Below are 22283 nucleotides of genomic sequence, written 5' to 3'. Positions count from 1 at the left end.
CCCTTGCCAATAACTGTCGGATATAAGATACCATATCGGCGTGAAGATAGGGGTTGTCGTTCTTTCACCGATAGGGCAAGGGCAGTAACACGTCTGCCCACACTAGAGCAGCGCGTACAGATCGCCGCGCGCCAGCGTGCGTGCCGCGCCGTCGCGCGCCTTCACCTCCACCTGGCCTGCGGCCAGCAGCCGCTCGCTCACCACCACCCGCAGCGGGATGCCGATCAGGTCGGCGTCGTTGAATTTGACCCCGGCGCTCTCGTCGCGGTCGTCGTAGAGCACCTGCGTGCCCCTGGCCTGCAGCTCGCGGTAGATCGCCTCGGCCTCGGCGCGGGCCTCCTCGCCCTTGCCCAGCCGCACCAGATGCACCTGGAACGGCGCGACCTCGTACGGCCAGATGATGCCGCGCTCGTCGCTGTGCTGCTCGATGATGATCTGCAGCAGCCGCTCCAGCCCGATGCCGTACGACCCCATGACGATCGGCTTCTCGCTGCCATCGGCATCCAGGAACAGCGCGCCCAGCGCGCTGGCGAAGCGCGTGCCTAGCTTGAAGATGTGCCCGATCTCCACGCCGCGCACACATGCCAGCGGCTCGCCGCAGCGCGGGCAGGCGTCGCCCTCGCGCACGCTGGCGATGTCGGCCACCAGGGTGGCCTGCCAGTCGCGCCCGTAGCGCACGCCGCGCAGGTGGTAGCCCGCGCGGTTGGCCCCGGCCACCAGCGCGGCCTGTCCCGCCACGCTGGCGTCGGCCACCACCAGCACCCCCGCGCTGCCCAGCTCGCTCGCCACGCCCAGCCCCACCGGCGAGGCGTAGCCCGCCACCGCGCCCGCCGCCGCGATCTGCTCGGCGCTGGCCGGGCGCAGCGCCGAGACGCCCGCCGCTCGCCGCAGCTTCAGCTCGTTCACCTCAAGGTCGCCCCGGATGACCGCGAACACCAGCCCGCGCTCCGGCGTATCGAAGAACACCGCCTTGGCGGTGGCTGATGCCGGTATGCCCAGCAGCGCGGCCAGATCGGCGATGGTGGCGGTGTGCGGTGTGGCGATCTCCTCCATGGCCTGCTCGCCCTGCGCGGTATCGGCGGTGTAGTCGGCTTCGGCCACCTCGATGTTGGCCGCGTAGCCGCAGTCGGTGCAGATGGCCAGCACATCCTCGCCGCTGGCCGAGTGGGCCATGTACTCGCGCGGCTCGCTGCCGCCCATCTCGCCCGCGTCGGCATCCACCGCGCCGAAGCGCACACCGCAGCGCGTGAAGATGCGCTCGAAGGCCCCGGCCAGCAGCTCGTAGCTGGCATCCAGCCCGGCGGCGCTGCTGTCCAGGCTATAGGCATCCAGCATGGTGAACTCGCGCATGCGCATCAGGCCGCCCTTGGCCCGCGTCTCGTCGCGGTACTTGGTGTGGATCTGGTAGACGATCTGCGGCATCTGGCGGTACGAGGCCACCTCGCGGGCGGCCAGCTCGGCCACGGCCTCCTCGTGGGTCGGGGCCACGATCAGCGGGCGCTCGCCGTGGTCGGCCAGCCGCAGCATCAGCGGGCCGTAGCTCTCCAGCCGCCCGCTCTTCTCCCAGGCGGTCTGGGCCTGGATGATCGGGGTGCGGAACTCCTGCGCGCCGATGGCGGCCAGCTCGTGGTGCATGATTGCCTCGATGCGGCGCAGCACGCGCATGCCCAGCGGCAGCAGCGCGAAGCTGCCAGCCTGCACCTGGCGCACCAGCCCGGCGCGCAGGGCCAGCTGGTGGCCGCGCTGGTCGGCCTCGCTCGGGGCCTCGCGCAGCGTGCGGCCAAACAGGGTTGAGAGTCGCATGGTTCCCTCCTTGGGTGTCTGAAATAGCGGGCGCAAAAAAGCCCTTGAGCGTCTTGCTCAAGGGCGGGAGTTCCCGTGGTACCACCTTGCTTGGGGCCGTGTGGCCCCCACTCTGCCGCCGCCAGCCGATGGCCGAGGGCGCGCCCTAGTCACGGTGGGCTTCCGGCACTCCTTCCCGCGCGGGGCGGCTCGGGTGCGACTCTGGCGATGGGTTCGGCGCGGGCGGTCTGGTCGGGCTTGCACTCTCCCCGGCTCGCTGGGTTGCGGGCGGCGCGCGTACTGCTTCGCTGTCTTCGTCGTTGCTATGTGGTTTGGGCGCAAGTATAGCACAGGTTTGGCCGCTGGCATCCGCCGCGAGATGGAGACGTGAGGGCCGCTAGCCTCGAAGACGCAAGGGAGCACAGGCGACCGTTTTACCACGAAGATACGAAGGCGCGAGGATTTTTTACCACCAAAACTCCAAGACACCAAGGAAATAGGAGCTATGGGTGGTTTTTTGCGATAAGGCGCGGGGGGTGATTCAAGCGTGCTGGGGAATGTTTCAAACAGCGGCCTGGCCCATCCGGCGAAGGTGCCGCAGGTGGGCTACTGGCCATAATCCCAACCGAAGCGCTCCTGCCGCGCTGCGGCGGCGGCTACGTTTGCAAAAAAGCGGGGCGGCGTGTGCTGCCGCCCCGGCTTGTTCGCGGCAGCCTAGCGGCCAGCGATGGGGAAGAAGAGGGTGTGCGCGGTGGCGTCGGTGGTGACGCTGATAGCGGCGGAGGCCGGGCTGATGTTGCCCTGTGAATCGAGCGCGGCCACGGTGACGCTGTAGCTGCCCGCCACGGGCAGCAGCACGGTGGCGCTGTTCTGCGGCCCCACATCCACCACGGTGTTCCCGCCTGGCCCGCTGGCAGTCAGGCGGTAGCCCACCACGTCGGCCTCGGCGCTGGGTGCCCAGCGCAACGAGGCCAGCACGCGGCTGGCGCCCAGCGAAGTGAGGCCGCTGGGCGCGCCGGGCGCGGCGTAGGCCAGGCCGGCCTTGGCGGTGACAAAGCCGCCATCGGTGGAGGGGCGGGTCATATGGTCGGTGCCCGCGCCGAACAGCACGGCGAACACGCCCGCCTTGGCCAGCGCGCTCTGGTGCCGGAAGATGTAGGCGGCCTTGTTGTCCTGGTAGTGGTACCAGCTGTTGTCCAGGCCCATGTTGCCCACCGGCACCTGCCAGAGCGCTAGGCGCTTCTTGGCGCGGGCCGAGAGGGCGTTTTCCCACAGCAGGGCGCGGGTGAATCGCGGCAGCGACTGGTCGGTGTCGTCCCACCAGGCGCGGATGCCGCTGCCCGCATCGCGGTCGCTCCACTCGACGATATAGAAGTCGGCCTGGTCGCCGCCCATCGCGCCCATGAAATCGGCGGTGCGCTGGGCTATGGCGATGGTGTCGGCGGGCGTGCCGTTGTTGGGGTCGCCGTTGGTGGCCCACATGCTGGCGTGGGGCGCGATCAGCACGTTGGGTGCGGTCTGGCGGATGACGTCGACCATGCGCCTGCCAAAGCCCGCCAGCGTGTTGGGGTAGCCGCTGATATTCAGGGCCACCGGGAAGGACGTGGGGTCGTCGGCGCGCACGCCCGCCGGGCGCTTGGCGGCATCGTTGCTAAGCTGCTGCATAAAGCCGTAGAAATCTGGCTCCAGCTGGAAGATCACGGGCTTGTCGCCCTTGGCGTCCTCCGCCGCCTTCTGGAGCGCGGCCAGGTAGCTGCTGACGGTAGAGGCGCTCTGGAGCTTCTGGGCGTAGACCGCGCCGCCCTCGCCGCTGTTGCCGCCCGCCGCCAGCATCATGTACACGCTGATCACGGGGGTGACGCCGCGCCGCCACGAGCTTTGGGTCAGCTGCTGCACGTAGTTGCCCCAGTGGCCTGGGTCGGTGTACCACTCGTAGGTGATGTAGTTGTACATGTAGTCCCAGGGCACGCCGCTCTGCTTTTGCCAGTCCTGGCTGTCGTCGTAGCTCCACTCGTTGGTGCCCCAGCCGAAGCGCTGTGGGAGGGCGGCTGGCACGCTGCCGCCCGCATTGGCCAGCACCACCAGATTGCCCAGCGCGGTGCTGGATGTGTTGCCCGCCTTGTCGGTGGCGGTGGCGGTCAGGGCGTACTCGCCGCTGGCCACGCCGCCGGGCACGGCGAATGCCCCGGCGTAGGTGCCATCGCCCGCCGCGCCGTCGCCGCTGTTGCCGTCGTCGCGCAGCGCCACCTTGCCCGCGCCCACGGCGCTGGCGTCCACGGTGATGCTGGCGATGTCGGCCAGGCCCTGCGGGTCGCTGGCCGCCACCTGGATGAGCGCCTTGCTGGTGCCGTCGGCGGGCAGGGCGCTGGGGCGCAGGCTGCCGCCGCCGAGCGAGGGCGCTGCCGCCGAGTCGTCGCGCACCAGCGCGATGTCGTCGATGTAGAGCGTGTCCAGGGCGCTTTTGCCTGCCTGCCACTCAAGGTCGGTGATCATGGCGGGGCTGCCCAGCTCGCTCAGCGGGATGTCGATCCGGGTCCATGCGTTGGCCACGGCGTTCACATCCTTGTGGGTGGCGGTGGAGCAGCCGCTGCTGGCGCAGACCATGATGCCCTGGCCGCCTGCGGTTCCGCCGTGGATGAAGAAGCGCAGGGTGGTGTAGCCAGCCGTGGCCAGCCCGGCGTGGTGCAGGTAGAGGCCCGACCAGGCGCTGTAGGTCACCTGGATGCTGTGGCTGCCGCTGTGGGTGGGAGATGTGGCGCTCAGGCTGACCTCGGCCCACGACCAGTTGTCCCAGCCTATGGCTAGGGCGTCGTCGTAGATAACCTTGGTCGCGGCGGCAGCGGGCTGGGCGGGCAGCAAAAACGCCGCCGCGAGTAGTGCTACTACCGCGACAGCGCGCCACCATCGGATGCTATTCATCTGTGGGTGCTCCTCGGCTGGCCGATCGGCGTGGTCGGCCAGCAGTAAAATGAGATAAATGTCACTCGCGGGGCGTTTTAGCCGCCGAAAGGGGCATCTGTCTTGAACGAATTGTTATGCGCGTGCGGGCACGGGCTTTGCGCCACGTGGCCTTTGTGGCATCCCATGGTGGCGTTGCGGTCCATCGCTACCGGATCTGTGGCGCACGCTGGCGGCCCATGGCCTGCGCATCGGCGCGCCGCCTGGGTGCTGGGGCGTGTAGACGGCACACGGGGGTGCCACGCGCCCTGGGTGGTGGTTCTTCCTGGGTCTATGGGTGGTAGGCCATTAGAGCAAGGGAATAGCCGCTTGTTCTATTTTACTATAGCTTGTCGTAGGAACAAGGAACAATTTTGTTAGCGGGGCGGTGGGGCCTATGCGTTCTTGGTCGGCAGAATGTTTTTTACCGCCAAGACGCCGAGGCACCAAGGGACAACAGGAAACGAATACCATGAAGGTGCGAAGACGCGGAGGGGAGAAGGCCGATTCATTACCAATAGAGAGAACGCGTACCCCTGTTGGTGTGGCGGCGGAGCCTGCGCCCCGCCGCCATGGGTAAGAGGGGCCTACTCGGCGCGGCGGGGGCGGTACTGCAGGGCCTCGGCTAGGTGGGCCGCGCCGACAACGTCGCTGGCGGCGAGGTCGGCGATGGTGCGGGCCAGCTTGATCACGCGGTGGTAGCCGCGCGCCGAGAGCTGGAGCTGGCGCATGGCGGCCTTCATCAGGCTCTGGCCCGCGCTGTCGATCGGGCAGTGCTGGCGGATCTCGCCCGGCCCCATGTCGGCGTTGGTGAGCAGCCGCGTGCCGCGGAAGCGCTCGGCTTGGCGCTGGCGGGCGGCGATCACGCGCTCGCGGATGCGCTCGGAGGCCTCGCCCACACGCCCGCCGGACAGCTTGTCGTAGTTGATGCGCGGCACCTCGACATGGATGTCGATCCGGTCCATCAGCGGGCCGGAGACGCGCTTCTGGTAGCGCGCCACCGAGGCGGGCGAGCAGATGCACTGGCGCTCGCTGTCGCCGTGCCAGCCGCACATGCAGGGGTTCTGGGCCGCCACCAGGGTGAACGAGGCTGGGAAGACCACGCTGCCCGCCGCGCGCGAGAGTGTGACCGCGCGGTCCTCCAGCGGCTGGCGCAGCACCTCCAGCTTGGGGCCAAACTCGGGCAGCTCGTCGAGGAAGAGGATGCCACGGTGGGCCAGCGAGATCATGCCCGGCTTGATCCGGCTCGCGCCGCCGCCCACCAGCCCGGCCAGCGAGGTGGTGTGGTGGGGCGCGCAGAACTGGCGCTGGCGGATGAGCGGGGTATCTTTGTGCAGCTGCCCGGCCACGCTGTAGATCTTCGTCACCTCCAGCGCCTCGTCCAGGGTTAGCGGCGGCAGGATGGAGAGCATGGCCCGCGCCATCATGGTTTTGCCCGAGCCTGGGCTGCCGGACATAAGCAGGTTGTGCGCGCCTGCCGCGGCTACCTCCATGGCCCGCTTCACGTGCTCCTGGCCGCGCACCTCGGCGAAGTCCACGCCCACGCACACCTCGGCCTCGTCGGCGCTGGGCTGGGGCAGGAACGGCGCGATCGGGCGCTCGCCGGTGATGTGGGCGGCCAGGTCGCCCAGGGCACGCACCGGGATGATCCGCATCCCGTCGATCAGGGCCGCCTCCGCCGCATCCTCGAAGGGCACGAACACGGTGTCGATGCCGTGCTGGCGGGCCACCGCCACCATAGGCAGCACGCCGTCGGTATGGCGCACGGCGCCATCCAGCCCCAGCTCGCCGATCAGCACGCAGTCGCCCAGCTCGCCCGCCACCTGTTCGGATGCGATCAGCAGGCCGATGGCGATCGGCAGGTCGTAGGCGGGGCCGGCCTTGCGCATGTCGGCGGGGGCCAGGTTGGCGGTGAGCCGCTTGAGGGGAAAGGTGAAGCCGCTGTTCTTGATTGCCGAGCGCACGCGCTCCTTGCTCTCCTGCACGGCGGTGTCGCCGAGGCCGACGATGGTGAAGGCGGGCAGGCCAGTGGTGATGTCCAATTCCACCTCGATCAGCACGCCTTCGAGGCCGACCATAGCGCAGCTGTGGACTTTTGCAAGCATATACTCTTCCCTTTAGTACGTACGTTCGTCGCTGAATGTACCGAGCTGCTAGGAGAAAAGATACGTACGTTAGGGGGTGAAAAAACGCCCCGCAGCTTGCGAGCTACGGGGCGTCTTGGTTGCCTCTGGCGGGCCGCTAGGCTTTCTCGGTCTCGCTCTTGGGCGCGCGGCCATAGAGCTTGGTCATGTCGTGCAGGCGGCTCTCGCCCCAGCCGCCCAGCTGCTCGGGCTGGTAGCGCCAGCCCCAGTTGCCGCCGGGCTGGCCGGGGGTGTTCATGCGAGCCTCGCTGCCTAGTCCCAGCACATCCTGCAGCGGCACCACCGCGATCTCGGCCACCGAGGCGAAGGCCAGGCGCACCATGTCCCAGCAGATGTCGTGGCCATCGCGGGCCAGGTAGGTCTGCACCCGCGCTCGCTCGGTATCGCCCATGGCCTGCCACCAGCCCAGCGTGGTGTCGTTGTCGTGCGTGCCGGTGTAGACCACGCAGCGTGTGGGGTAGTTGTGGGGCTGGTAGGCGTTCTCGGGGTCGTCGTCGCCGAAGGCGAAGTGCAGCACCTTCATGCCGGGGAACTCGAACTGGTCGCGCAGCTCCTCCACGTCCGGGGTGATCACGCCCAGGTCCTCGGCGATGATTGGCAGGCTGCCCAGCTCGGCCTTGATCGCCTCGAACAGGCGCGCGCCCGGGCCGGGCACCCAGCGCCCGTTGATGGCGGTCTCCTCGGATGCGGGTACCTCCCAGTAGGCCGCAAAGCCGCGGAAGTGGTCGAGCCGAATGATGTCGACCATGTTCAGCATCGCCCGGAAGCGGCTGACCCACCAGTCGAAGCCGCGCTTTTCCAGCACATCCCAGCGGTAGAGCGGGTTGCCCCAGCGCTGGCCGGTAGCGCTGAAGTAGTCCGGCGGCACCCCGGCCACCACGGTCGGCTCGCCCTGCTCATCCAGCGCGAAGATCTCGCGGTTGCCCCACACGTCGGCGCTATCGTAGGCCACAAAGATCGGGATGTCGCCGATGATCTGGATGCCGCGCTCGTTGGCGTAGCTCTTCAGCTGGCCCCACTGCTGGAAGAACAGGAACTGCATGAAGGCGTGGAACTGCACCTCCTCGCTCAGCTGGGCCGCCCAGCGCTGCAGCGCCTCGGGCTGGTGGCGGGCGATGTCATCCTCCCAGGTGTTCCAGCTTGCGCCGCCGTGGGCGGCCTTGATCGCGGCGAACAGGGCGTAGTCATCCAGCCAGGCGGCGTTGGCGGCGCGGAAGTGGTTGATCGCCTGCCGCATGCCCGCCGAGTCGCTGGCCTGCATGCGCTCGAAGGCGCGGCGGAGCGCGGCGATCTTGAACGGGATGATCCAGCCATAGTCCACGTGGTCGCGCGGGAAGGCCGGGGTGTCGGCCAGATCGGCCTGGGCCAGCAGGCCCTGGGCCACCAGCGCCTCAAGGTTGATCAGCAGCGGGTTGCCGGCGAAGGCCGAGAAGCACTGGTAGGGCGAGTCGCCGTAGCCAGTGGGGCCGAGCGGCATCACCTGCCAGAGCTGCTGGCCGGTGCGCTGGAGGAAGTCGATAAATCGATAGGCGTGCTCGCCCAGGTCGCCGATGCCCGAGTTGCCCGGCAGCGATGTCGGGTGCAGCAGGATGCCGCTCCGTCGCAGTATGTTCATTATGCACCATCAGTCAGTTCAAGGCGATTATGCGCAAAACATAGCAAGAAGTATACACTAGATTGGCCCAAGATTGGTTGAAAATGGGCTAAACTGGTTTAGATTTTTTGAACGAAAATAGTTTGCGCCAAGGAGCATCGGGCGGGGGAAGGGGCTACACGTTCTCTATGATGCCGCTTCGTGTTTTGGGGTTTCTTCCCTTCGCGTCTTCGCGTCTTCGTGGTATTCGTTTCTGTTTGTTCCTTGGGGCCTTGGGGTATGGTGGTAAATGGTTCTCGTGGGGGATGCGGCGCGGGGATCGGGGGCGACCCCCGCACCGGGGCGGGCTAGAACTCGCGCCGCCCCTCCAGCGCCGAGCCAAGCGTGGCCGGGTCGGCCCACTCCAGGTCGCCGCCGGTGGGCAGGCCGCGCGCCAGCTGGGTGACGCGCACGCCCAGCGGGGCCAGGGCGCGGTGCAGGTAGAACGCGGTGGCCTGGCCCTCGGTATTGGGGTTGGTGGCGATGATGATCTCCTCCACCGGCTCGCTGCGCACGCGGTCGATCAGCTCGTCGAAGTAGATATCCTCGCGGTTCATGCCCTCTAGCGGGGCGATGCGCCCGTGCAGCACGTGGTAGACGCCACGGTAGCCGCCGGTGCGCTCGATCGCCAGCACATCCAGCGGCTCCTCGACCACGCAGATCAGGCGCTGGTCGCGGTTGGTGTTGGCGCAGTAGACGCACAGGTCGCCGATGGCGATGTTGAAGCAGCGCTTGCAGAACTGCACGCCCTCGCGCAGGCCGGTGAGCGCCTCGGCCAGGGCGCGGGTCTGCTCCTCGGGGGCGCGCAGCAGGTAGAAGGTGAGCCGCGAGGCGGTCTTTGGCCCCACGCCGGGCAGCCGCCCGAACTGCTCGATCAGGCGGGCCACCGGCTCGACCAGCAGCTGGTTGTCGTTTCCGTGTGTCATATGGTGCTCTACATCATAAGAAATGGGGCGCGCGTCGGCACCCCATCCAGCATCTGCCAGGGCTGTTGCGCCTGGCCGCGCGGTGTTTAGAACAGGCCGGGGATGTTCATGCCACCGGTCAGCGGGCCGAGCCGCTTCTGGGCAAGCTCCTGGGCCTTGGCGGTGGCGTCCTGGATGGCCGAGACCAGCAGATCCTGCAGCGTGTCGATATCCTCGGGGTCCACCACCTCGGGGGCGATGGTGATGCCCTGGATCTCGCGGTGGCCGTTCATCTTCACGGTGATGTAGCTGCCGGCCTTGCCCTCGACGATCTCTTTGCCCAGCTCCTCTTGGATCTTGGCCATCTGGCGCTGCATCTGCATGGCCATCTGCTGCATCTGCTTGGGGTTCATGCGTTGGTATTCCTTTCGTTTGCTTTCGCTGATTGTATGCTAGGCCTCATCCGGCTCGACGGCCACGATCTCGGCATCGAAGATGTTGAGCGCGGCCTTCACGTGCGGGTCTTTGCGGCTGGTGCGGATCTGCTCGCGCAGCACATTCGGGTTCTCGCGCTCAAGCTCTTTCACGGCGCAGCGCAGGCGGTAGTCGATGCCGGTGTGCTTCTTGAGCATCTGCTCGATTACGGCCTTGGTGCTAGGCTGGTCGAGCTTGGTGCGGAAGAAGTCGCTTGCCACTTCGAGCACCAGCACGATGCCCTCCACATCGATCGGCCTGACGCCGCTGTTGAGCAGGGCGTAGACCATTTTATCACGGACGCGCACATCGCGGACCACGTCGTTCCAGATCGACTCAATCTGCTCTAGCGCGGCTACGGCGGCGTTTTCCTGGGCGATGTCGGCGGTCGAGGCGTCATCCTCCTCCACCTCCGCAGCTGCGGGCTCGGCCTGGGGCGCAGGCGCTGCCTGCTCGGCTGGGGCGGGCGCGGCGTCGGCGGGGTGCGGCGGCTGCTCGTCGGCGGGGTGCGGCGGCGCGGCCTGCTCGGGCGGCGCGGCCTGCTCCACTGGCGCGGGGCGCGGGGCTTGGGGCTGCGGCGCGGGCTGGCGCTGCGGCGCGGGCGCTGGGGTCTGGCGCTGGGGCTGTGGCGTGGGCGCTGCGGCGCGGGCGCTGGGGCCTGCGGGCCGCGCGGCGGGCGCGCCCAGTGCGGGCGCGGGGCGGGCGATGGCCTCGACCACGGCCATCTCCAGCGGCAGCTGGGCGATGGTGGCGGCGCGGATCTGCTGGTCGATCATGCCGAACAGCTTGACCCACTGCATCAGCGCGGCCAGATCGGCGGCGCTGGCCTGGCGCTGCAGCTCGTCCAGCTCGTCCTCGCCCGCGTCCAGCAGCTCGGGGTCGCCCCCGGCCTTCAGCAGCATCAGGTCGCGCAGGTGGGCCACGAGGTCGCGGGCGAACTGGCGCAGGTCGGCACCCTGTGCGGCCACGCCGCCCACGGCCCGCAGCGCCGCCGTGATGTCGCCCGCGATCATGGCCTCGACCAGGGCCACCACCTCGCGCGACTGGGCCGCGCCCAGCAGCCCCTGCACCTGGGCCAGCGAGATGGTGGGGCTGCCGTAGGACATCAGCTGATCCAGCACGCTCAGCGCGTCGCGCATGCTGCCGGTGGCGGCGCGCGCCACCGTCTCGGCCACGCCCGCCTCAAGCGCGAAGCCCTCCTCGACCGCGATCTCCTGGAGGTGCGCGGCGGTGGATGCGACGGTGTGGCGGTTGAAGGTGAAGCGCTGGCAGCGCGAGAGGATGGTGGCGGGCACCTTGTGGTTCTCGGTGGTGGCCAGGATGAAGATAGCGTGGCCGGGCGGCTCCTCCAGCGTCTTCAGCAGCGCGTTGAAGGCGGCGGTGGAGAGCATGTGGACCTCGTCGATGATGTAGACCTTGTAGGCCCCCAGCGTAGGCCGGAACTGCACGCGCTCGATGATCTCGCGGGCGTCCTCGACGCTGGTGTGCGAGGCGGCGTCCATCTCGATCACATCCACGTGGCGGCCCTCGGCCACGGCCTGGCACGACTCGCACTCGCCGCAGGGGCGCTCGCCCTCGGCGGTGCAGTTCACGGCCTTGGCCAGCAGGCGGGCTACACTGGTCTTGCCTACGCCGCGCGGCCCGGTGAAGAGGTAGGCGTGGCCCAGCCGCCCCTCCGCGAGGGCGTTGCGCAGGGTCTGAACGATGTGTTCTTGGCCTACTAGCTCCGAGAACGTCTGCGATCGGTAGCGCCGGTATAGTGCCTGGGATGCCATTCTAAGCCTCTCTGATGCGTTCCGTAGGTTTTTATTATACCCTACGGTGCCTGCATCGGCAAGCACAGATTTTCGGGTTGCGTGTGGGTTCACCACCAAGACACCAAGGAGATTGTTTACCACGAAGACATGAGGGCGCGAGGTTTTTTTACCACCAAGCCTCCAGGATACGAAGGCGATTGTTTTAGAAGACGCGCGGGCGCGAAGGGAAGAGGGCGGTAGTGGGACGATCCCACATGGTGGTGGAGATGAGATCTACATCTGCTGTTTCCTGGCTGCTATCGTTCGTGCATATGGCCATCAAAACATGAGCGGCACCTTCGCCGGATGGGCCGGGTGGGTAAAGCTGGCGATGCCTCTGTTTTTAGCCCTTTGTGCCCTTGGGGTCTTGGAGTCTTGGTGGTAAAACGGTCTCCCCTCGCGTCTTCGTGTCTTCGTGGTATTCGTTTTTTGTCCCCTCATGATGGTTGCTCGTGGTTGGTGGGTGTGTGCCCTGCGCGGGCGGCGGTTAGGGGCCAGCCCCTAACAACCCCGCGAGGGGGCATCGCCCCCTTCGACCCCCCAATTTTGAGCGTTCCTATGCCGTGTTCTGGCTGCTATCGTTCGCGCATATGGCCATCAAAACATGAGCGGCACCTTCGCCGCATGGGCCGGGTGGGTAAAGTTGGCCATGCCTATGTTTTTACCCCTTTTGCCCCCTTGGAGCCTTGGAGTCTTGGTGGTAAAACGCTTCTCCTTTTGCCCCCTTGGAGCTTTGGAGGCTTGGTGGTAAAACGGTCTCCCCTCGCGCCTTCATGCCTTCGTGGTATTCGTTTTTTTTGCCCCAGCCCGCCGACGGGGCGAAAAAGCGGTTTGGCCACGTTCGATCTGCCAAGGAACTATTTGTTCGGGCACCGCGTCTTTGTTCCAGATAGCAGATTTCACCGAAAGAGGAACCCATATGACCTGGCGATCCCTCTCCCTTTTTGCGATGCTGGCGCTGGCGCTGAGCGCGTGCGGCAGCGCAGATCGCATGACTGGGGCGAGCGCCCCGCAGTACGAGGCTGCCCCGGCCATGCCCGAGGAGGCCCCCGCCACCGGCGGGGCCAGTGCCGCGCCCGGCGATGGTGCTAGCAAGGTGGTGGACACGGCGGCTAGCGTGCAGCAGACCGAGCGCATGGTGATCAAGACCGCCACCATGACCGTGCAGGTGAACGACCTAGACGCGGTGGCGCAGCAGGTGCTCACCCAGGTGGGCGGCATGGGCGGCTTCATCGTCGACTCGCAGACCAGCGGCACGGATGACTACCGCCGGGTTGTGGTACGCATCCGAGTGCCCTCCGACCGCTTCGACGCGCTGCTGGAGCAGATCAAGAGCGCGTCGGTGAAGGTTAGCGACCTGGGCATCAAGGGCCAGGATGTGACCGAGGAGTATGTCGACCTAGAGTCGCACAAGAAGACGCTGACCGCCACGCGCGACCGCCTGCTGGAGCTGCTGGCCAAGTCGCAGACGGTGGAGGACACGCTGAAGGTCAACGAGGCGCTGAACGAGTACCAGGCCCAGATCGACGAGATCGAGGGGCGCATGAAGTACCTGAGCCAGAGCGCCTCGCTCTCGACGGTGGACCTGACGCTGATGCCGGTGCCCAGCGCCGCGCCGATTGTTTCTGCGGATGGCTGGCAGCCGATGGGTGTGGCCCGCGACGCGCTGCGCAGCCTGGTGGAGTTCGGCCAGGGCCTGGCCAGCGTGCTGATCGTGCTGCTGGTGTGGTCGCCGGTGTGGGGCCTGGTGCTGCTGGCGGGCTGGCTGATCAGCCGCAAGCTGCGCGGCAAGGCGGTGGTGGGCATCGCCAAGTAGCTGGCCCGCGCCAGATCGGCTCTTGAAGTCCTGGGACAATGCGCTATCCTTTGCGGTACGGGGCAGCCTGCTATCGCGAGGGCGGCGCATTTTTTGCGCCGCGCTGGGTTTGCGAAAAGCTGATCTGGCCCTCGTTTTGTACTACGAACCGTCAAACATGCGCCTGTGGCAGCTGGCTAGCAGCTGGATCGATAGGATGCGCCCGCACGACATCCGCTCTGCGCGTTGGCTGCTGCATGGCTGGGCGCTGTTTTGAAGCCGATCTTGGGGGCCTATGGAAATTCTTGTCACTGGTGGGACGGGCTTTCTTGGACGCCACGTGGCCATGGCGCTGCTGGCGCGCGGCCACAGGGTGCGGGTGATGGGCCGCAACATGGCGGCCATCCCCGAGGTGCTGGCGGCGGGCGCGGCCCCCGTGCGCGCCGACCTGCGCGACCGCGCTGCGGTGGCGGCTGCCTGCGCGGGCGCGCACGCCGTGATCCACGCGGGGGCCTTGTCCGAGCCGTGGGGGCCGCGAGCCGAATTTGTGGCCGTGAACGTGGGCGGCACGGCGGCGGTGATCGCAGGCTGCCAGGCCCACGGGGTGCGCCGCCTGGTCTACGTCTCCTCGCCCAGCGTCACGTTTGGCGGCAGCGACGTGTTCGATCAGCGCGAGGACGCGCCCTACCCGCGCCGCTTCGCCTCGATCTACTCGCACACCAAGAAGCTGGGCGAGGATCTGGTGCGGGCCAGCCAGGGCCTAGAGACGGTGATCCTGCGGCCCAAGGCGATCTTCGGACCGGGCGACCAGGCGCTGCTGCCGCGCCTGATCGCGGCGGCGCGGGCCGGGCGGCTGCCGCAGGTGGGCGACGGCCACAACCATGTAGATGTGACCTACGTGGAGAATGTGGCCCACGCCGCCGCGCTGGCCCTGGATGCGCCCGCCGCCGTGGGCGGCACCTACACCATCACCAACGGCGAGCATGTGCCGCTGTGGGGCCTCATCCGCCGCGTGCTGCGGGCCTGCGGCCTGCCCGACCGCCTGCGCAGGCTGCCGCTGCCGGTGGTGCTGGCCGCCGCCGCCGCTATGGAGGCCCGCGCCCGCCTGCTGGGCGGCGAGCCGCTGCTCACCCGCTACACCGCCACCATCCTTGGCCGCACGCAGACCTACACCATCGCCGCCGCCCAGCGCGACCTCGGCTACGCCCCGCTGGTTTCGGTGGATGAGGGCGTGGCGCGCACGCTGGCCGCGCTTCCCGCCGCCCGCTAGGAGCTTCACCCTATGACCACACCCCTGCTCTCGATGCGCCTGCTCGACACCGGCTACTGCACGGTGAGCGAATCTGCCATGCTGCGCGGCGGCGAGCGCCGCGCGGCCCAGTGCCACGCGCTGGTGGCGCTGCTGCGCCACCCCCAGCACGGCTGGCTGCTATGGGATACCGGCTACGCGCCGCGCATGCTGGGGGCCACCATGGCCTGGCCCTACTGGATCTACCGCATCACCACGCCGCTCAGCATTGAGCGCTCGCGCAGCGTGGCCAGCCAGCTGCTGGCCATGGGCGTGGGGCCGGAGGAGGTGCGCCACGTGCTGATCTCGCACTTCCACGGCGACCATGTGGCGGGCCTGCGCGACTTCCCCGACGCCACCGTGGTGGCCACGCGCGCCGCCTACGAGGATGTGGCGGGCCGCACGGGGCTGGCCGCCATCCGCCGCGGCTACCTGCCCGACCTGCTGCCCGAGGGCTTCGAGCGCCAGTCCCGCCTGCTGCTGCCCTTCAGCGGCCCGCCGCTGCCCGGCCTCGGCCCCACGTTCGATCTGTTCGACGATGGCTCGGTGGTGCTGGTGGGCCTGCCCGGCCACGCGCGCGGCCAGATCGGCGCGCTGGTGCAGACCGAGCGCGGCCCGGTTCTGCTGGCCGCCGACGGCTGCTGGCTGAGCCGCGCCTACCGCGAGCGGCGCCCGCCGCCCTGGTACACCGCCGTGATGACCGACGACTTCCGCGCTGTATGCGCCACCATCGACGGCCTGCACGCCTTTGCGCAGGCCCGCCCCGATGTGCTGATCGTGCCCACCCACTGCCCCGCGATCTACGAGGCCTACGTGGCGGAGTAGCGCACGCCGTTTCTACCAAACATCCTGTGAAACCTGAAGGACACCTGCTATGATCCCCTGCATGATTGCTGGCCTCGGCTCCTACCTCCCCTCGCGCCGTGTGCCCAACGAGGAGCTGGAGCAGTGCTTCGACATCCCGCCCAACTGGATCGAGCGGGCCACCGGCGTGGTGGCGCGGCGCTACGCGGGCGACGAGACCACCGCCGGCATGGCGGCCTCGGCGGCGCGGATGGCGCTGGAGCGCGCGGGCATGACCGTGCGCGACCTGGATGCGATCATCGGGGCCTCGACCGCGCCGCAGCAGGCCATTCCATGCACCGCCGCGCTGGTGCAGCGCGAGCTGGGCGCGCCCGAGGGCCAGAGCGCCTGCTTCGATGTGAACGCCACCTGCCTGAGCTTCATGTTTGCGCTGCAGACGGCGGCGCTGCTGGTGCAGAGCGGGATGTACCGCAGCATCCTGGTGTTCAGCAGCGAGATCGGTTCGCGCTCGCTGAACCCGTGCGAGCACGAGAGCCTGGTGCTGTTCGGCGACGCCGCCGCCGCCGCCATCGTTACCGCCGCCGAGCCGGGCGCGGCCACGGGGCTGCATCTGGCGCGCTTCGCCACCCACAGCAGCGGGGCCGACCTGACCCGTATCCTGGGCGGTGGCACGCTGCACCACCCCAACGACCCGGCCACGCTGCCCGAGATGAACATGTTCCACATGCGCGGGCTGGCGGTGTTCAAGCAGGCGGCCCGCCAGATCGAGCCGTTCCTCAACCAGTTTTTTGCCGACCTGGGCTGGGATCGCGGCGAGCTGGATCTGGTCATCCCCCATCAGGCCAGCGGCCACGCGGTGAACCTGCTGACCAGCCGCCTGGGCTTCCGCGAGGATCAGGTGTTCATCAACCTGCCCGAGCGCGGCAACTGCATCGCCGCCTCCATCCCGCTGGCCCTGGCCGAGGCCGATCAGGCCGGGCGGCTGCGGCGCGGCCAGCGGGTGCTGCTGGTGGGCACCGGCGCTGGCCTCACGCTCGGCGCTGTGGCGATGACCTACTGATGCGCGTGCTCATCACCGGCTCGCGCGCCCCGGTCGCGCTTGAGCTGGCCCGCGCTTTTGGCGAGTCGGGCCACACCGTGTACACCGCCGACCCGCTGCCCTGCACGGTGGGCAGCAGCTCGCGCTTTGTGGCGGGCCATATCGCCACGCCAGCGCCGCGCGGGCAGGCCCGGGCGTTTGTCGCGGCCCTGCTGGCGGCGGTCGAGCGCTATGCCATCGACCTGATTATCCCGACCAGCGAGGAGGTGTTCGCGCTGGCGGCCAGCCACGTGGCGCTGGCCGAGCGGGCGCGGGTGCTGACCATGCCGCTGGAGATGCTGCGGCCCCTGCACCACAAGTACGAGTTTCAGCAGCGCTGCGCGGCGCTGGGCATCCCCACCCCGCGCACCCGCCTGCTGCGCAGCGCGGCGGATGTGGCCGAGGCGCTGCCCGATTTCCCCGAGTATGTGCTGAAGCCTGCCTTCTCGCGCTTCGCCACCAGCATCATCACCAACTGCGGCCCGAGCGCCAATGACCGCCCGCCCGCATCCTGCCAGCCCACCCCCGAGCAGCCCTGGCTCATCCAGTCCTTCGCCCACGGCGCGAGCGTGTGCACGTACAGCGTGCTGCACGCTGGCCGCGTGACGGCCCACTGCGCCTATGCGGTGCCCTATCGCCTGGGCCTCGGCTCGGGCGTGCAGTTCGCGTCGGTGGATGGCGGCCCGACGCTGGTGCTGGTCGAGCGGCTGGGCGCGGCGCTGGGCTACACCGGCCAGATCTCGCTCGACTGGATCTGCGGCGAGGCCGGGCCGCAGGTGCTGGAGTGCAACCCCCGCGCCACCAGTGGCCTGCACCTGATCGACCACGCCGCGCTGGTGCGGGCGATTGCCGACCCCGCCGCGCCCGCCCACGTGGTGCCGCCGGGGCGCGTGCGCCAGCTGGCGCTGGCCATGCTCACCACCGGCGCGGTGCCGCTGCGGCGCTGGCCCGAGCTGGTGCGCCAGCTGGCCCTGGTGCCGGATGTGGTGTTTCGGCGCGACGACTGGCTGCCGGTGCTGGGCCAGATCGCGTCGGTGGCGGCGTTTGCGGGCGTGGCGCTGCGACGCGGCGTGGGGCTGGTGGCGGCCACGACGGCGGATATTGAGTGGAATGGCGAGGAGCTGCTGTGATCGCACAACCCCTGGTTGCCCGCTACGACGCGGCGACAATCGACACGCTGGAATGGCCCGATACGCCCGATGGGCGCTACGCCCGCTCGGTGCTGGCCCCCATGGTGCGCCACGGCCCCGCCCACCTGATCGCCAACGCCCAGGCCGAGGTGCAGGTGCTGCGGGTGGGCGATGCGCTGCTGCCGCTGGTGCTGGCCAATGCGGCGGCCAGCCCGCAGTCCTACGTATGCTCGCCCACTGTCCACTACATCGACTACGCCTGTCGCGAGGTGGAGCTAGAGCTGGGCGGCAGGCCGCTGGCGCGGGCGGTATTCCCTAGCCTGCTGCGGCTGCTGCGCATCCCGCTGGGCTGGGCGCAGTTCGAGCAAGTGGTCTACGTCAACAACTGGCTGCTCTCCACCAACCTCTACCCCGCGCTGCCGCTGGATGCGCTGCCAGCCGTGCGCGACGCGCTGGCGGCGGCCTTCCCCGACCGCGCGATCGTGTTTCGCTCGGTGAGCGACATGCTGGGCGAGCCGCTGCGCGGGCGGCTGGCGCGGCTGGGCTTCCGGGGCGTGTTCAGCAGGCAGGTCTACCTGCTCGACCCGCGCGACGGTGGCTACGCCCGCAAGAAGTCGTTTCAGAAAGATCGCTCGCTGGCGCGGCGCAGCCCCTACCAATGGGGCGCGGCCCAGCAGATCGCGCCGCACGAGATCGGGCGGGTCAAGCATCTGTACGATTCGCTCTATATCGACAAGTACTCGGCCTTCAACCCGCAGTTCACCGAGCAGTTCTTCGCCGAGGCGCTGCGTGAGGGCTGGCTGATGCTGATGGCGGCCCGCCGCGATGGCCGCGTGGATGGCGTGCTGGGCTTTGTGGAGCGCAACGGCGTGATGACCACGCCGCTGATCGGCTACGACCGCTCGCTGCCCGCCGAAGATGGGCTGTACCGCCTGATCTCGCTGAAGCTGGTGGAGGAGGCGGCGGCACGCGGCCTAGTGCTGCACCAGAGCTCGGGGGCGGCGGCCTTCAAGCGCCACCGGGGCAGCCTGCCCAGTGTGGAGTACAACATGGTCTACGACCGCCACCTGCCGCCCGCGCGCCGCGCGCCGTGGGCCGCGCTGGCCACGCTCACCAGCACGCTGATCGTGCCGCTGATGCGCCTGTATGGGCTGTAGCAGAGAATAGGGAAGAAGAGGCTTCATAAGCCAGCGGCCTGCATCTGTAAGCCTGTGGAATGCGAGATATACAGAAAACGAGGTCTGTGCGCACAATCGCACGGACCTCGTTTCTTTTGCTGTGCCAGCGGCTCACCAACCCTACAGCAGGTCATCATCCTCCGCCGCATCGGCGGCCTGGATGGTGCGCACCATGCTCACGGCGGGGTCGATGGTCAGCTCGCCGTGCTCGGGGAAGGAGACGCGCAGGATCTCGCGCCCGTCGTCGATGCCGCTGGCGCGCACGGTGCCCTGGCCGTAGGGCAGGCACATCACCACATCGCCCACGCTGAAGCGCAGCACGGCGGGCGCGCTGCTGGCGGGGCGCGGCGGCTCGGCCTGGGCGCGCTGCGACTCGCGCTGCTCGCGCTGGCGGCGCAGCCGCTCGATCAGGGCGTTGGCGTCGGGCAGCGCGGGCTGCGGCTCGGGCTGGCGTGGCGCTGGTGGGGCCTGCCTGGTTGGTTCGGGCTGGCGTGGTGGCGGCGTCTGCCTAGTTGGCTCGGGCTGGCGTGGTGGCGGCGCCTGCCTGGTTGGCTCGGCCTGGCGCTGGGCGCGCTGGGCCTCAAGTGCCTGCTTGCGCTCCTGCTCCTTGCGCTCTTGTTCCTTGCGCTCCTGCTCTCTGCGCTCGTGCTCCTTCCGTTCCTGTTCCTTGCGCTCCTTGCGGCTGAGCTTGCGCGCTGGCTCTGGCTGCGGTGCGGGCCTGCTTGGCTGGGCAGCGGGCGTGGCTGGCTCCGGCGGCGCAGGCTTGGTAGGCTGCGGCACTGGCTGCGGCGCGGGGCGCATGGGCGGCGGTGCAGACTGTGTTGTGGGCTGCGCAGGCGGCGGTGCGGCCTGGCGTACCGGCTGCGGCGTGGGAGACACAGGCTTGGCTGGCTGTGGCGCAGGCACCGTCTGGCGCACGGGCTGGGGTGCGGGTTTGGCGGGCTGCGGCGTGGGCGGCGCAGCCTGGGGTGCGGGCTTGGCAGGCTGTGGCGCGGGGCGCACGGGCTGTGGCGCGGGCTTGGCGGGCTGCGGCGCAGGCTGCGGCGCGGGGCGCAGCAGCTGCAGCGGCTCGGGGCGGGCGGGGATGAGCTGCGGCGCTGGCTCGGGCGCGGGCACCAGGATGAGCTTCTCGCCGCTCTTCTTTGCCGCCGGGTCGCGCTTGCCCAGCAGCGGCAGCAGCCAGTCCATGTCGGCGCGGGCCACCGGCTCCAGCAGCGGGTCGTGGCGGCACGAGAGCGCGATATCGTAGGCCAGCGGCAGCAGATCCTCGACGTTGGCGTAGATCCAGCTGGCCAGACCATTGCCGCCGGGCTGCGACTCGACGAAGTATAGCCGCTTCTTCTCGGGCACATAGCAGGGCACCACATCCTGCATGGCGCAGACCGTGCGATACTCCACGGCGGCGGCTAGGCTCCAGCCGATCAGCTGGCCGCTGGCCGGGGGTGTAGTGGGCAGATCGATCCAGCAGCAGGGCGCGATCCAGCGCGTGCTGAGCGACGGGCGTAGCGCTGGCTCGGCGGGCGAGCCTTGTGTGGAGATCTCGCGCATGCCGTAGATCTCCTCTTCCACCACCGCGCGGCCGATGCCGATGTTGTTGGAGAGGAACAGCGGGCGCTGGTCGCGCTCGTCGCGCGGGGTGACGGTGCAGCGCCGCAGCGGCATGGTGCGCCGCCCGCCGGTGTCGATCCGCAGGCCGATGGTGGACTGGTCCACGTCGTGGGCCACCACACGCAGGCCGCCGCGCGTGGGCGGCAGCGCGGCGTTGAGCGGGTACCAGCGCTCCAGCCCGCTGGGGTCGAGCGGGGTGGGCGTGGCGGCCTTTGCGCCCTTCTCGGGGTAGGCCAGGGTCGCGCCGCCGCTGGCCGAGATCAGGCTGTGCTCCTGGTAGGGGTCGTCGGCCTGGGGGCCGGGCCGCCAGGCCACCTCGATATCGGGCAGGTCGATCAGCTGGCCGCTGCTGGCCAGGCGCTCGACGATGTCGCCGATCCCGATGGCGTGCACCTCGGCCTCGGTCAGGGGGATCTCGGCGGCGGCGCATAGGATGTTCTGTGCGGTCACGTAGGTGTTGATCGGCGAGGGCGGCCATGTGCTGGCGGCGGGGTTGAGCGCCAGCTCGTCGTGGCGCGAGAGCATCTGCTCGTAGGGCGCGTCGCCCAGCACCAGGATGACCAGCTGGTAGCCCGAGCGCAGCAGCTGCTGCAGCGCCGACTGCGCGCTGGGGTAGCCCGCGCAGATCACCACGTGGCCGGTCTGCGGCTCGGGGCCGAAGCTGATCTCGTCGGATTTGCCCAGCATCGGGGTCAGGATCAGCTGCTCGATCGGCTGGCAGAGGATGTGGACGCGGCAGCCCTGCTTCTGGATGGCCGTGGCCAGATCTGCCGCCTCGCGCAGCCGATCGGCGCTGCCGCGCCAGACCGCCAGTTTGGTGGCGTCGGACGGCAGGTCGTTGCCCGACAGCACCTTCCAGGGCGCGTTGTAGATCGCCTCCAGCGCGGGCAGCGGCTCGTCTAGCTCCCATCCGGTGGCGATCAGATGGGGGATGACGCTGCCGTGGGCGGCGGCCACGCGCTGGGTGCGCAGCATCAGATCGGCCACGTGCGACCCGGCCACGCCGTGGTAGCGGTGGATGTCGAGCAGGGCCAGCATCTGCACCTTGGGCCACAGCAGCGACCACGCGCGGTCATGGTGGCGCAGCAGGCGGTTGTGCCAGCCGTCGGGCGTGGTGATCAGCAGGCTGGCGTAGGGGTTGGGCCGCTGGCTTGGCTCGGTCAGGTGCGCCGTCAGGCGGTAGGTGGCGGGCAGGCGCTCGTTGAGCTGGGTGATCTGGGCATGCACCGTCTGGGCGGCCTGGGCGCTGGGCGCGATCAGCACGCCGGCGGCGTTGCGCTGGCCCAGCATGGCGTAGAGCAGCAGGTAGGTGGTGAGGATGACCCGCGGGTTGCTGGCCAGCAGCGCCACCGGCTCGCCTCGCCGCAGGCTGGTGATGGCCTGGGCCTGGTGGGGCCGGAACGGCTCGCCGAGCAGGGCCTGCCAGGCCTGGGCTAGCTCCTGGTCGATGGGGATGTGGCTAACCCGCTCGCCCTCGTGCTGCTCGATGTCGCGAATCTTCAGCAGCGGGCCAGCCTCGCTGCGCCCCCGCTGCCGTGCAATTGCCTGGATGGTGTCAAGAATGTGCTGCACTGCGCCTCGCCCTATGCCTGCGTTCAATCGAGACCCGCTGCGCCTATTGTAGCATCTGGTGGAAGATTTTGGAACAGGTGTTCCGTATATGCGGTAGTAGCGATTTCTTCAAACAGAAAGCCGCCTCCTCGCCTGGGTGGCGGGGAGGCGGCTTGGCCG

General features: G+C 68.9%; 14 protein-coding genes. 6 read left to right on the top strand and 8 right to left on the bottom strand.

Annotation, left to right across the window (positions count from 1 at the left end; all coding sequences use genetic code 11):
- Window positions 1-102: 102 nt before the first annotated feature.
- From F8S13_19630 to dnaX, 7 genes are all read right to left on the bottom strand, one after another.
- Window positions 103-1803 (bottom strand): proline--tRNA ligase, encoded by a 1701-nt coding sequence (locus F8S13_19630; protein KAB8141309.1) that lies wholly within the window; start codon window positions 1801-1803, stop codon window positions 103-105.
- A 693-nt stretch (window positions 1804-2496) separates the two neighbouring features.
- Entirely contained in the window at window positions 2497-4701 is a 2205-nt protein-coding gene (locus F8S13_19625; protein KAB8141308.1) for a fibronectin type III domain-containing protein, read from the bottom strand.
- Window positions 4702-5306: 605 nt separating this feature from the next.
- Window positions 5307-6824, bottom strand: a complete 1518-nt coding sequence (locus F8S13_19620; protein KAB8141307.1) for a YifB family Mg chelatase-like AAA ATPase — start codon at window positions 6822-6824, stop codon at window positions 5307-5309.
- 136 nt (window positions 6825-6960) lie between these two features.
- Window positions 6961-8478, bottom strand: coding sequence for a 4-alpha-glucanotransferase (gene malQ, locus F8S13_19615; protein ID KAB8141306.1), 1518 nt, complete (start codon window positions 8476-8478; stop codon window positions 6961-6963).
- A 326-nt stretch (window positions 8479-8804) separates the two neighbouring features.
- Entirely contained in the window at window positions 8805-9422 is a 618-nt protein-coding gene (gene recR / locus F8S13_19610; GenBank protein ID KAB8141305.1) for a recombination protein RecR, read from the bottom strand.
- Between the two features lie 86 nt (window positions 9423-9508).
- Window positions 9509-9814: a YbaB/EbfC family nucleoid-associated protein gene (locus tag F8S13_19605; GenBank protein KAB8141304.1), complete on the bottom strand. Its 306-nt coding sequence runs from the start codon at window positions 9812-9814 to the stop codon at window positions 9509-9511.
- Window positions 9815-9853: 39 nt separating this feature from the next.
- Window positions 9854-11650 (bottom strand): DNA polymerase III subunit gamma/tau, encoded by a 1797-nt coding sequence (gene dnaX, locus F8S13_19600; GenBank protein ID KAB8141303.1) that lies wholly within the window; start codon window positions 11648-11650, stop codon window positions 9854-9856.
- A gap of 940 nt (window positions 11651-12590) precedes the next feature.
- On the opposite strand from dnaX, the gene F8S13_19595 reads away from it, so the two are divergent.
- The 6 genes from F8S13_19595 (at window position 12591) to F8S13_19570 (ending at window position 18923) form a co-directional block, all read left to right on the top strand.
- Complete coding sequence (locus F8S13_19595) at window positions 12591-13487, top strand: DUF4349 domain-containing protein (GenBank protein KAB8141302.1); 897 nt, start codon at window positions 12591-12593, stop codon at window positions 13485-13487.
- A 274-nt stretch (window positions 13488-13761) separates the two neighbouring features.
- The gene (locus F8S13_19590; protein ID KAB8141301.1) at window positions 13762-14736 is read left to right on the top strand and encodes an NAD-dependent epimerase/dehydratase family protein; all 975 of its coding nucleotides are present in this window, start codon (window positions 13762-13764) and stop codon (window positions 14734-14736) included.
- Between the two features lie 12 nt (window positions 14737-14748).
- Window positions 14749-15579 carry an MBL fold metallo-hydrolase gene (locus F8S13_19585; protein ID KAB8141300.1) on the top strand — a complete coding sequence of 277 codons (831 nt, stop codon included), beginning with the start codon at window positions 14749-14751 and terminating at the stop codon, window positions 15577-15579.
- Window positions 15580-15628: 49 nt separating this feature from the next.
- On the top strand, window positions 15629-16618 hold the full coding sequence (locus tag F8S13_19580; protein ID KAB8141299.1) for a ketoacyl-ACP synthase III: 990 nt from the start codon (window positions 15629-15631) through the stop codon (window positions 16616-16618).
- Window positions 16618-17766 carry an ATP-grasp domain-containing protein gene (locus F8S13_19575; GenBank protein KAB8141298.1) on the top strand — a complete coding sequence of 383 codons (1149 nt, stop codon included), beginning with the start codon at window positions 16618-16620 and terminating at the stop codon, window positions 17764-17766. Before F8S13_19580 ends, F8S13_19575 begins: the two co-directional genes overlap by 1 nt.
- The gene (locus tag F8S13_19570) at window positions 17763-18923 is read left to right on the top strand and encodes a GNAT family N-acetyltransferase (protein ID KAB8141297.1); all 1161 of its coding nucleotides are present in this window, start codon (window positions 17763-17765) and stop codon (window positions 18921-18923) included. Before F8S13_19575 ends, F8S13_19570 begins: the two co-directional genes overlap by 4 nt.
- A 141-nt stretch (window positions 18924-19064) precedes the next feature.
- Here F8S13_19570 and F8S13_19565 read toward each other — a convergent pair whose 3' ends face one another.
- Window positions 19065-22124 carry a helicase gene (locus tag F8S13_19565; GenBank protein ID KAB8141296.1) on the bottom strand — a complete coding sequence of 1020 codons (3060 nt, stop codon included), beginning with the start codon at window positions 22122-22124 and terminating at the stop codon, window positions 19065-19067.
- Window positions 22125-22283 lie beyond the last annotated feature (159 nt).

The organism is Chloroflexia bacterium SDU3-3, assembly GCA_009268125.1.
Lineage (GTDB): Bacteria > Chloroflexota > Chloroflexia > Chloroflexales > Roseiflexaceae > SDU3-3.
Note: the sequence above shows the minus strand (reverse complement) of the source record. Positions and strands in the feature narration are given on the sequence as shown.

What these genes read in the sequence shown, in the direction of transcription:
- F8S13_19625 (KAB8141308.1), bottom strand. Translation starts at nt 4,701, where the DNA reads ATGAATAGCATCCGATGGTGGCGCGCTGTCGCGGTAGTAGCACTACTC.
- dnaX (KAB8141303.1), bottom strand. Translation starts at nt 11,650, where the DNA reads ATGGCATCCCAGGCACTATACCGGCGCTACCGATCGCAGACGTTCTCG.
- F8S13_19605 (KAB8141304.1), bottom strand. Translation starts at nt 9,814, where the DNA reads ATGAACCCCAAGCAGATGCAGCAGATGGCCATGCAGATGCAGCGCCAG.
- F8S13_19595 (KAB8141302.1), top strand. Translation starts at nt 12,591, where the DNA reads ATGACCTGGCGATCCCTCTCCCTTTTTGCGATGCTGGCGCTGGCGCTG.
- F8S13_19575 (KAB8141298.1), top strand. Translation starts at nt 16,618, where the DNA reads ATGCGCGTGCTCATCACCGGCTCGCGCGCCCCGGTCGCGCTTGAGCTG.
- F8S13_19590 (KAB8141301.1), top strand. Translation starts at nt 13,762, where the DNA reads ATGGAAATTCTTGTCACTGGTGGGACGGGCTTTCTTGGACGCCACGTG.
- F8S13_19630 (KAB8141309.1), bottom strand. Translation starts at nt 1,803, where the DNA reads ATGCGACTCTCAACCCTGTTTGGCCGCACGCTGCGCGAGGCCCCGAGC.
- F8S13_19580 (KAB8141299.1), top strand. Translation starts at nt 15,629, where the DNA reads ATGATCCCCTGCATGATTGCTGGCCTCGGCTCCTACCTCCCCTCGCGC.
- malQ (KAB8141306.1), bottom strand. Translation starts at nt 8,478, where the DNA reads ATGAACATACTGCGACGGAGCGGCATCCTGCTGCACCCGACATCGCTG.
- F8S13_19585 (KAB8141300.1), top strand. Translation starts at nt 14,749, where the DNA reads ATGACCACACCCCTGCTCTCGATGCGCCTGCTCGACACCGGCTACTGC.
- F8S13_19620 (KAB8141307.1), bottom strand. Translation starts at nt 6,824, where the DNA reads ATGCTTGCAAAAGTCCACAGCTGCGCTATGGTCGGCCTCGAAGGCGTG.
- recR (KAB8141305.1), bottom strand. Translation starts at nt 9,422, where the DNA reads ATGACACACGGAAACGACAACCAGCTGCTGGTCGAGCCGGTGGCCCGC.